Annotated in this window: 7 protein-coding genes, 1 pseudogene and 1 riboswitch; of the genes and pseudogenes, 1 reads left to right on the forward strand and 7 read right to left on the reverse strand. The window is 69.2% G+C overall.

The window, feature by feature from the left end; genetic code table 11:
- Window positions 1-65: 65 nt before the first annotated feature.
- From BSIN_RS24670 to BSIN_RS24705, 7 genes are all read right to left on the reverse strand, one after another.
- Complete coding sequence (locus BSIN_RS24670; RefSeq protein ID WP_059519015.1) at window positions 66-638, reverse strand: TMEM165/GDT1 family protein; 573 nt, start codon at window positions 636-638, stop codon at window positions 66-68.
- Window positions 639-655: 17 nt separating this feature from the next.
- A riboswitch (yybP-ykoY riboswitch) is annotated at window positions 656-857 on the reverse strand.
- Between the two features lie 118 nt (window positions 858-975).
- A complete protein-coding gene (gene guaD / locus BSIN_RS24680; RefSeq protein ID WP_089342363.1) occupies window positions 976-2289 on the reverse strand; it encodes a guanine deaminase in 1314 nt (437 codons plus the stop codon).
- 26 nt (window positions 2290-2315) lie between these two features.
- On the reverse strand, window positions 2316-3692 hold the full coding sequence (locus BSIN_RS24685) for an NCS2 family permease (RefSeq protein ID WP_059519310.1): 1377 nt from the start codon (window positions 3690-3692) through the stop codon (window positions 2316-2318).
- Between the two features lie 141 nt (window positions 3693-3833).
- Window positions 3834-4859, reverse strand: a complete 1026-nt coding sequence (locus BSIN_RS24690; protein WP_089342364.1) for an adenosine deaminase — start codon at window positions 4857-4859, stop codon at window positions 3834-3836.
- Window positions 4860-4908: 49 nt separating this feature from the next.
- Entirely contained in the window at window positions 4909-5985 is a 1077-nt protein-coding gene (gene xdhC, locus BSIN_RS24695) for a xanthine dehydrogenase accessory protein XdhC (RefSeq protein ID WP_089342365.1), read from the reverse strand.
- A gap of 641 nt (window positions 5986-6626) precedes the next feature.
- On the reverse strand, window positions 6627-7136 hold the full coding sequence (locus BSIN_RS24700; RefSeq protein ID WP_059519022.1) for a disulfide bond formation protein B: 510 nt from the start codon (window positions 7134-7136) through the stop codon (window positions 6627-6629).
- Between the two features lie 202 nt (window positions 7137-7338).
- A complete protein-coding gene (locus BSIN_RS24705) occupies window positions 7339-8712 on the reverse strand; it encodes an amidase (protein ID WP_089342366.1) in 1374 nt (457 codons plus the stop codon).
- A 293-nt stretch (window positions 8713-9005) separates the two neighbouring features.
- Between BSIN_RS24705 and BSIN_RS26310 the strand changes: the two are divergent.
- Window positions 9006-9246: pseudogene (locus BSIN_RS26310) on the forward strand (gamma-glutamyl-gamma-aminobutyrate hydrolase); the annotation flags it as partial.

Below are 9246 nucleotides of genomic sequence, written 5' to 3' on the forward strand. Positions count from 1 at the left end.
TCGATCGACTGTCCGCCTTGCGGCCCGATCGATCGACACGCATGCCGAAGCAGCGCCGTGCGCCGTCACGCGCCGCCGCGAATAAACGCGAGCGCACCGAGCACGATGAACAGCACGGCGGCGATGACGTGCACGACACGGGTCGGCAGCCGGTGCGCGAAGCGCTCGCCGAGCAGGATCGCCGGCACGTTCGCGAGCATCATCCCGAAGGTCGTGCCGGCAACCACGCCGATGTAGTCCTGGAAGCGCGCGGCGAGCGCGACGGTCGCGATTTGCGTCTTGTCGCCCATTTCCGCAAGGAAGAACGCGACGAACGTCGCGCCGAACACGCCGAGCCGCGAGCGCGCCGCGTTGGCTTCGTCGGCGTCGAGCTTGTCGGGCACGAGAATCCACAGGCCCATTGCGATGAACGAGATTGCGAGCGCCCAGCGCATCACGGACGGCGTCAGATATTCGCCGAGCCATTCGCCGAGCGCGCCGGCCAAGCCGTGATTGATCAGCGTCGCGGCGAGCACGCCCACGATGATCGGCATCGGCTTGCGATAGCGTGCGGCGAGGACGAGGGAAAGCAGTTGGGTTTTATCGCCGATTTCGGCGAGGGCGACGGCGCCCGTCGAGATCAGGAAAGCTTGGGTCACGGCACGAATATCCCAGGGCCTGGTTGAATGCGAGCGACGATCCACCGCGCGCCGGGCCCAATTGCGGCGCGCGATGAACCATCGGTCTCGCCAGGCCTTGCGGGCTGCGTCCGCCATGGCCGCGAGGCCAAGTCTGTTGACGGACGCCTTCGTCACGAGTGCGCTGGGCGGCGCGGCATCGAGCGAAGCGGCTACTCCCCAATGAACGGCGCATTCTAGCATGCAGTGCGAAAAGCGAAAAAATAGCGCGGCGCGTTTCGGTTTATCCGTGTTGCTGGCGCGACGGTCATGGGGTTTGCCGCCCCGCGACGCAGCGGCCCCGCGTCGCGCCCGGCGCCTAGGCCGCGCCCGTTGCGTCGCGCCGGTGCACGCAGCGCCCCGCCGCATATGTCCGATAAACCGCGCGGTCATCGCCGAGCAGCGCGAGCGCGAACAGCAGCTCCTCGAGCGATTCCGCGCGCGCGGCGCGGCGCGCGACGAGCGGCGTCGCGGCCGGATCGAGCACGACGAAATCGGCCTCGCTGCGCGGCGCAAGCGTGCCGACCGTATCCGCGAGATCGAGCGCGTGCGCCGCGCCTGCCGTCGCGAGCCAGAACATCTGCGTCGCGCTCAGATGATGGCCCGTCATCCGCGCGATCTTGTGCGCTTCGTTCATCGTCTGCAGCATCGAGAACGACGTGCCCCCGCCCACGTCCGTCGCGAGCGCGAACGCCATGCGCTGCGCGCTCGCGCGCCCGAAATCGAACAGCCCGCTGCCGAGAAACAGGTTTGATGTCGGGCAATGCGCGGCGAGCGCGCCGGTTTCGGCAAAGCGGCGGCGATCGCCGTCGTCGAGGTGGATGCAGTGGCCGTACACCGCGCGCCGGCGCAGCAGCCCGTAGTGATCGTAGATATCGAGATAGCTGCGGCGCTCGGGGAACAGCTCGGCCGCCCAGCGCACTTCGTCGAGATTCTCCGCGACGTGGCTCTGGACGAACACGTCCGGATGCTGCCGCGCGAGCGCGCCGCACGCGTCGAGCTGCTCGTGCGTCGAGGTTGGCGCAAAGCGCGGCGTCAGCGCGTACATCTGCCGCCCGTGGCCGTGCCAGCGGCGGATCAGCGCGGCGCTGTCGTCATGGCCGGATTGCGCGGTATCGCGCAGAAAGTCCGGGCAGTGGCGATCCATCAGCACCTTGCCCGCGATCATTCGCAGATTGCGCGCGTCGCTCGCCTCGAAAAACGCGTCGGCCGATTGCCGGTGCACCGTGCAGTAGACGAGCGCGGTGGTCGTGCCGCAGGCGAGCAGCGTATCGAGGAAAAATTCGGCGACTTCGCGCGCATGCACGGGATCGGCGAAGCGCCGCTCGGTCGGGAACGTGTAGCGATCGAGCCAGGGCAGCAGGCCCGGCGCGGGCGACGCGATCATCTCGGTTTGCGGATAGTGGACGTGCGCGTCGATGAAGCCCGGCACGATCAGCTTGTCGCGCAGCGTGACGAGCGTCGCGCCGGGCGCGAGGCGCGGCGCGAGCGCCGCATACGAGCCGGCCGCGACGACGCGCCCGTCGTCGCCGACGATCAGCAGGCCGTCCTCTTCGAAGCGGGCCGCGTCGTCGAGCAGCGCGGGCTCGCCGTCGAAGGTCAGCAGGCGGGCGCGGAAAGCGGTTTGGGTCATCGTTGGAAATCCAATAGCGATTGAAATCAGAGTTGCGCGACGAGCAGCACGGACAGCGCGGCGACGATCCACATCGCCGGCTTCACGTCGCGGCGGCGGCCGGTGAACAGCTTGAGCACGACGAACGACAGAAAGCCGTAGGCGATGCCCTCGGTGATCGAATACGTGAGCGGAATCAGGATCATCGCGACGAAGGCGGGAATCGCCTCGTCGAGGCGGTGCCATTCGATCTTCGTGATCGACTCCATCATGAACACGCCGACCAGCACGAGAGCGGGCGCCGTCGCGATCGCGGGCACCAGCGACAACAGTGGCGACAGAAACAGGAACGGCACGAAGCAGACGCCCGCGACCACCGCGACGAGGCCCGTGCGCCCGCCCGCCGAGATGCCCGCCGCCGATTCGATATACGCGTTCGCAGGGCTCGTGCCGAGCGGCGCGGATACGACGGCCGAGAACGCATCGACGATCATCGATTGACGGATGTTGCGCGGATTGCCGTCGCGATCGCGCAGGTTGCCCGCTTCGGAGATCGCCATGAAGGTGGACAGCGCGTCGAAGAACGCGGTGAACAGCATCACGAAGATGAACGGCCAGTACGCGAACCTGAGCGCGCCGAGCAGATCGAGCTGGCCGATCGCCGAGAAATCCGGCGCGGCGACGAGGCCGTTCCAGTTGACGAGCGTTTTCGTCGCGTGCGCGGCGGGCCAATATGCGCTGCCGTCGCCCCACAGGCGGCCGATCGGGATCGCGAGCAGCGTCGTCGCGACGATGCCGAGCATCAGCGCGCCCGTCACGCGACGCACGACGAGCACGGTCGTGATCGCGAGGCCGGCGAGGAACGTGACGGTGACCGGGTTGAGCGACGCCGCATGCACGATCGTCACCGGATCGCCGACGATGAATTTCGCGTTCACCAGCCCGATCAGGCTGATGAAAAGCCCGATGCCGCACGATATTGCATGCCGCAGGTTCGGCGCAATCGCGTCGACGACGAGCTGGCGCGCATTGAACGCGGCCAGCACGGCAAACAGCACGCCGGCCCAGAACACGCAGCCGAGCGCGGTCTGCCACGGCATCTTGCCCGCATGGACCATGACGAACGTGAAGAGCGCGTTCATTCCCATTCCCGGCGCGACGAGCACTGGATTGCGTGCGTAGAGCCCCATCGCGCAACTGCCGGCAAAGCTGACGAGCACCGTCGCGGTGAGCGCCGCCGCGAACGGCACGCCGGCCTGCGACAAGATGCCGGGATTGACGACGATGATGTACATCGCGGTCAGGAACGTCGTGATGCCGGCGACGATCTCGGTGCGCAGCCGCGAGCCGGATTCGCGGATGCCGAAGCGGCGTTCGAGCGCCGAGCGTTTCGCGGGCGCGGCGGCGCCTCGATAGGTGTCCATCGGCACGTTCTCCTTCATGTGTCGTGATGCGGATGCCGGGTTCGGGCGCAGGGCGTTTCGCGCCCGGCCGCCGCGCCCGCGTCGTGCGTCGTCGTCGCCGGCAGCGCGTTCGTTGCCGGCGACGTGCGCGTGGTTTTGCCGTCAGGCCGCGTGCCAGTGCGCGTCGAGCTTGGCGATCAGCGCCGCGCGTTCGTCGGCGGTGACGAACGACGCGTCGAAGCTGTTGCGGATGAGCGTGTAGACGTCGGCGTCGCCGAGCTGCAGCGCGTCGACGCTCGCGAAGTAGTTGTCGTTCACATAGCCGCCGAAGTACGCGGGGTCGTCCGAGTTGATCGTTACCGCGACGCCGCGGCCGAGCAGATCCTTCAGCGTGTGCTGGCTCAGGTCGTCGAACACGCGCAGCTTCAGGTTCGACAGCGGGCAGACGGTGAGCGCGATTTTCTCGCTCGCGAGCCGCGCGACGAGCGCCGCGTCCTCGCTGCTGCGCACGCCGTGATCGATGCGGTCGACTTTCAGCAGATCGAGCGCCTCGGTCACGTACTCGGGCGGGCCTTCCTCGCCTGCATGCGCGACGAGCTTCAACCCGCGCTCGCGCGCTTTCGCGAACACGCGCGCGAATTTCGACGGTGGATTGCCGCGCTCGGACGAATCGAGGCCGACGCCGATCAGCCGGTGCGCGTAGCGCTCGAACAGCGGCAGCGCCGCGTCGAACGTCGCGAGGGCGTCCTCTTCCGGCAGATGGCGCAGGAAGCAGAGAATCAGCTTGCTCGACAGGCCGCGTTGCTCGGCGTCGGCGAGCGCGCGCTCGATGCCGGCCACCGCGGTCTCGATCGGCACGCCGCGGGCGGTGTGCGTCTGCGGGTCGAAGAAAATTTCTGTGTGCGCGACATGGTCGGCAAGTGCGCGCTCGACGTAGGCGGCCGTCATGTCGTGAAAATCCTGCTCGGTCAGCAGCACGCTCGCGCCTGCGTAGTAGATATCGAGGAACGATTGCAGATCGGTGAATGCATATGCGGCGCGCAGCGCGTCGATCGAATCGTAGGCGAGCTTCACCTGGTTGCGTTGCGCGAGCTTGAAGATCAGTTCCGGCTCGAGCGAGCCCTCGATGTGGATGTGCAGCTCCGCTTTCGGCGCGCGGGCGATTTTGTTCTTGAGTAGGGTGGTCATCACGGTATCGTTGGGGTGAGGGTTCGTCAGGGGCTGCGCTTGGCGCGGCTCAGTCCATGCCGGCGTCGGTCGGGCTCGAGCGCGGCGGGGGACTTTCGCCCGCGGCGAACGGGGTGAAAGGCGCGGCCGATGCCGGCCGCGGGCCGGCGCGGCGCGCGTCCACGGTTTGCAGCAGTTGCGCGGCGACCGCGACCGCGATCGCCTCCGGCGCCTTGTCGACGATGCCGGGCACGCCGATCGGGCACTGCATCCGCGCGAGCTGCGCCGGATCGATCCCGCGCGCGGCGAGCCGGTGCTCGAACTGCATGCGCTTCGTCTTCGAGCCGATCATGCCGAAGTATGCGTAGTCGCCGCGCAGCAGGATCCGATGCGCGAGTTCCAAATCGCGGGCGTGATTGTGCGTCATCACGACGAAGTACGCACCGCCCGGCGCGTCGTCGATTGCCGAATCGGGCGCGTCGTTCGCATCGAGGGTAAGGTTGCCGATGCCCGCGAGTGAATCGGGCGGCGGGAACGGCGCGTCGCGCTCGTCTACCCAGCGCACGCTGCAGCGCAGCGTCGCGAGCACGCGCACGAGCGCCGCGCCGACGTGCCCCGCGCCGAACAGCACGACCGGGAACTCATGCGGGGCGATCGTCTCCGTCAGCAGCGGCGCGCTGCCGGTATCCCACAGCAGGCAGTCGGCGTGCGCCGCGCCCGGCGCGGGCTCGCTCAGCATCACGGTATCCGGCTCGGGGCCGAACGATACGCTGCGCACGGTGGCCGCGCCTGCCGCGGTGCGTTTTGCGAGCGACGTGACCCAGCCGAGATCGGCGATGTCGAGCCGCTCGAACGCGAGCACGACCGCGCCGCCGCAGCACTGGCCAAGACTCGGGCCCAGCGCGAGCCGCTCGAGGCGGCGCGCGTGCGGCGTGCGCGCGCCTTCCTTCAGCAACTGCCGAGCAAGCTCGATCGCCTTCCATTCGAGATGTCCGCCGCCGATCGTGTGGCGCGCGGCATCGCGCGTGACGAGCATCTTGGCGCCGGCGTCGCGCGGCGCGGAGCCGTCCACGCGCGCGACCGTCACGAGGACGGCTGCGTCGCCGTGCGCGAGCAGGTGTTGTAAATCGGCGAGCCAGGGTTCCATCCGGCGTTTCTCCAGAATCAGGGCGTGATGGCCGGGCGGTGGGCGCGTGCGTGAAGGCGCGGCAGCGGGCGCACGGGGTGGCGTTCGGTCGGGATGGGTAGCGTTGTCATGGCGAATCCACGGGACATGGCATGCAGATCAGGCGCGCGTTACGCGGCAGCGGGAACCGGCCCGCGGCGCGCACGTGGATCGCCATCCGGAGAACCAAGATAGCACCGCAAAAAGGCGGTGGTATCGCGCAGCGATGATGCGGGCTATTCGGCGGCGATCATGATGCCGTTACGATCCGCGCGCCGAGCCAAGGTTTCCGGGCGGCGTGCAAAGCGGGGCGCGCGTGTGGCGGCGGGCCGGCGCTCGGGCGCTGGGCGGCACGTCGGGCGGAAACCTTGGCTCGTCAGGTCGGGCGGTACGCATCGGCGAGCAGCCCGGCGGATACGTCACGCGATCGTGCGCCGTGGCAGTGTATCGACGAAGCATCCGCCCGTCGGCGGCGGCAAGCCGGCGGGCATAGCGAAGCCGAAGCCGAAGAGGCACGGCGCCGCAAGCCCGATACCGGTTGTCCAAACCCACGCGCCGCCGCCGAGCGTTCGCGCGGGCGGCACGGCAGCGGCTCAACCGCTCCTTTGGCGCGCCACGCCGTGTCAGCGCAGCCGTGCGCGATGGCGCAGCAAGCTGGCGGCAACGAGCACGAGGATCAGCGCAAACCCGATCAACGCCCAGCCCGGCAGCAGGATACCGAAAATCGGCGGATAGACGGTCTCGCAGAGTCCGGCGACCTTGAACACGCCAGGCAGCCAGTGCGCGGGCGGCAGGCTGTCGACGATCGGCTGCAACGCGTCGAAGCCGCAACTGAAGCCCGGATTCAATTGCACGTATAGATGGCGCGCCGCCGTGCCGACGCCCGCGGCGGCCGACAGCACGATCAGCAGTTCGAGCGCCGCGACGCCGGCGCCGCTTTTCATTGCCGCGCCGAGAAACGCGAACACCGCGATCAGCACGAAGAAATAGCGCTGGACGATGCAAAGCGGGCACGGGTCCTCGTGCTTCACATATTGCAGGTACAACGCGCCGGCGAGCAGCGCGATGCAGACCAAGCCAAGCAGGACGAGCCGCTTTCGTTCGCGGCGTAGCGGGAGCGCTAGATCGTTCATCGGGGAAGGGAGCCTTTGAGCGGTCGGGAAATTGAAGGAATGGATTTTAGCTCAGCGCCGCGGCCGCGCGCCGTGCTTGGGGGCCGGCGCGCAGCCGGGCGAGCGGAAGATGGGCCCGGCCGGGGGCCGCACTGCGCTGTCGTGCACGGCGCGGTGCGGTGCGGCTCCCGGCAACATCGTGCGGCGGCGCGCATGGCGCTTGTCACCGGATCGTCGCAAGCACCGCTTCGACCGCCTGGCCGATCGCGAGCAACGCGTCATCGTGGTGCGGCGCGGCGGCAAGCATCAAGCCGACGGGTGCGGTGTCGCGCGGATGGCACGGCAGCGACAGCGCGCACGCGTCGAGAAAGTTGAACGCGCTGGTGTTGCGCAACACCAGCGCGTTCACGCGGGCGAATGCGTCGTCGTGTTCGAGCGCGTCGATTCGCGGCGGCTCGATCGCGACGGTTGGCGCGACGAGTGCGTCGAAATGCCGCCATACCGTGCGGGCCGCGTCGTCGATCAGCGCCGTGCGCTCGGCTATCAGGTCGAGGTAATCGGCGGCGCTCGCAGGCTCGCCTTTCAGGATGCGCGCGAGTACGCGCGGATCGTAGGCGTCGCGATGCCGTGCGAGCAGCCGGCGGTGCCATGCGTACGCTTCGATCGACGCGAAGCCGAAACGGTTGATGTCGGGCAGCCGGTCGAGCGGCGCGAAGCGCGCGTCCTCGACGATCGCGCCCGCCGCTGCGAGATGCTTGAGCGCCGCATCGAGCGACGCCGCGACGTGCGCGTCGACGCCGTCCGTCACGTAGTTCGTCAGCACGCCGAGCCGCACGCCTTCGAGCGCGCGCGCGGCGGGCACTTGCGGCGGGAGGCCGGCGAGAACCCGGTCGACGAGCGCGCAGCACGCGACCGATACGCCGATCGGCCCGAACGAGTCGAGCGTCGTCGACAGCGGCACGCCGCCTTGCTTCGGGATCCGGCTCGCGGTCGGCTTGAAGCCTGTCAGCCCGCAGAGCGCGGCGGGAATTCGCAGCGAGCCGCCCGTATCGGTGCCGAGCGCGACGGCCGCCATCCCGTCGGCCACCGACGCCGCCGCGCCCGACGACGAGCCGCCCGCGATCCGCTCGTCGCCCGGCACGCCGCGCCGGTACGGCGAGCGCGGCGTGCCATAGTGCGGATTGAGGCCGACGCCCGTGAACGCGAACTCGCTCATGTTGGTGCGCCCGACGATCACGGCGCCTGCCTGCTTGAGCCGTGCGACGGCGATCGCATCGGCCGCCGCGGGCGGCGCGCCGTCGAGCACGCGCGAGCCCGCGCGCGTCACCTGCCCGGCGACGTCGAACAAATCCTTCACCGATACCGGAATGCCGGCAAGCGGCGACAGCTCGACACCCGCCGCGCGCAACCGGTCGTGCGCGTCGGCGGCCGCGCGGGCGCGCTGCGCGTCGACTTCGACGAACACGATCGCGCCTTGCCCGGCCGGATCGGCGATTCGCTCGAGCGCGGTTTCGACGAGCGCGCGGCTCGTCGTCGCGCCGCAGGCGAGATCCGCGCCCAGGCGGGCAAGTGGCGCGAAGGGGGCGAAAGTGGTCATGGCGGTATCGGCTCGAAGCGTGGACGAAATACGCACAAGATGACGGACAGAGTACGGACAAGACGGCGGGTCAACCGCGGATGGCGCGCGGCCCGACGCGTTCGACGCGGCCGGAGGTCCGGGAATGCGGCGCGGCTCGCGCATTGTAGAACGTCGCGCGGGCCGGCTCGATTTCGACGCGAACTTGCAACAGCGCGGACGAAAGTCGGCCGGTTTGCCGCGCGTCGGCGGCTCGTTGACGGATAATGAACGCTCGTTGATTCTCCGCGTGACCGACGCATCCGCCCCACGTCATGAGCGAAAACACGCCCGCACCGGCCGGCCAGCCCGGCGTTTCTTCCAACGTATCGTCCTCTTCCGCCGGCACGTCCGGACCGACGGCTCCACGATCTCCCGATTCTCCCGATTCGTCCGGCAGCCAGCCGCATCCGGCCGCGAGCGTTCATGTCGGCGCCTTCGCCGCGCAGATCGCCGCGGCGCAGGACATCGGCGCGCCCGGCAGCGCGCCGGCGAGCGTCGGCGCCGAGCCGGGCG

It is taken from the genome of Burkholderia singularis (assembly GCF_900176645.1).
In the GTDB taxonomy this organism is placed as follows: domain Bacteria; phylum Pseudomonadota; class Gammaproteobacteria; order Burkholderiales; family Burkholderiaceae; genus Burkholderia; species Burkholderia singularis.

Excerpts from the sequence above, each read along its gene's own strand:
- guaD (WP_089342363.1), bottom strand. The coding sequence starts at position 2,289 with ATGACCCAAACCGCTTTCCGCGCCCGCCTGCTGACCTTCGACGGCGAG.
- BSIN_RS24685 (WP_059519310.1), bottom strand. The coding sequence starts at position 3,692 with ATGGACACCTATCGAGGCGCCGCCGCGCCCGCGAAACGCTCGGCGCTC.
- BSIN_RS24690 (WP_089342364.1), bottom strand. The coding sequence starts at position 4,859 with ATGACCACCCTACTCAAGAACAAAATCGCCCGCGCGCCGAAAGCGGAG.
- xdhC (WP_089342365.1), bottom strand. The coding sequence starts at position 5,985 with ATGGAACCCTGGCTCGCCGATTTACAACACCTGCTCGCGCACGGCGAC.
- BSIN_RS24700 (WP_059519022.1), bottom strand. The coding sequence starts at position 7,136 with ATGAACGATCTAGCGCTCCCGCTACGCCGCGAACGAAAGCGGCTCGTC.
- BSIN_RS24705 (WP_089342366.1), bottom strand. The coding sequence starts at position 8,712 with ATGACCACTTTCGCCCCCTTCGCGCCACTTGCCCGCCTGGGCGCGGAT.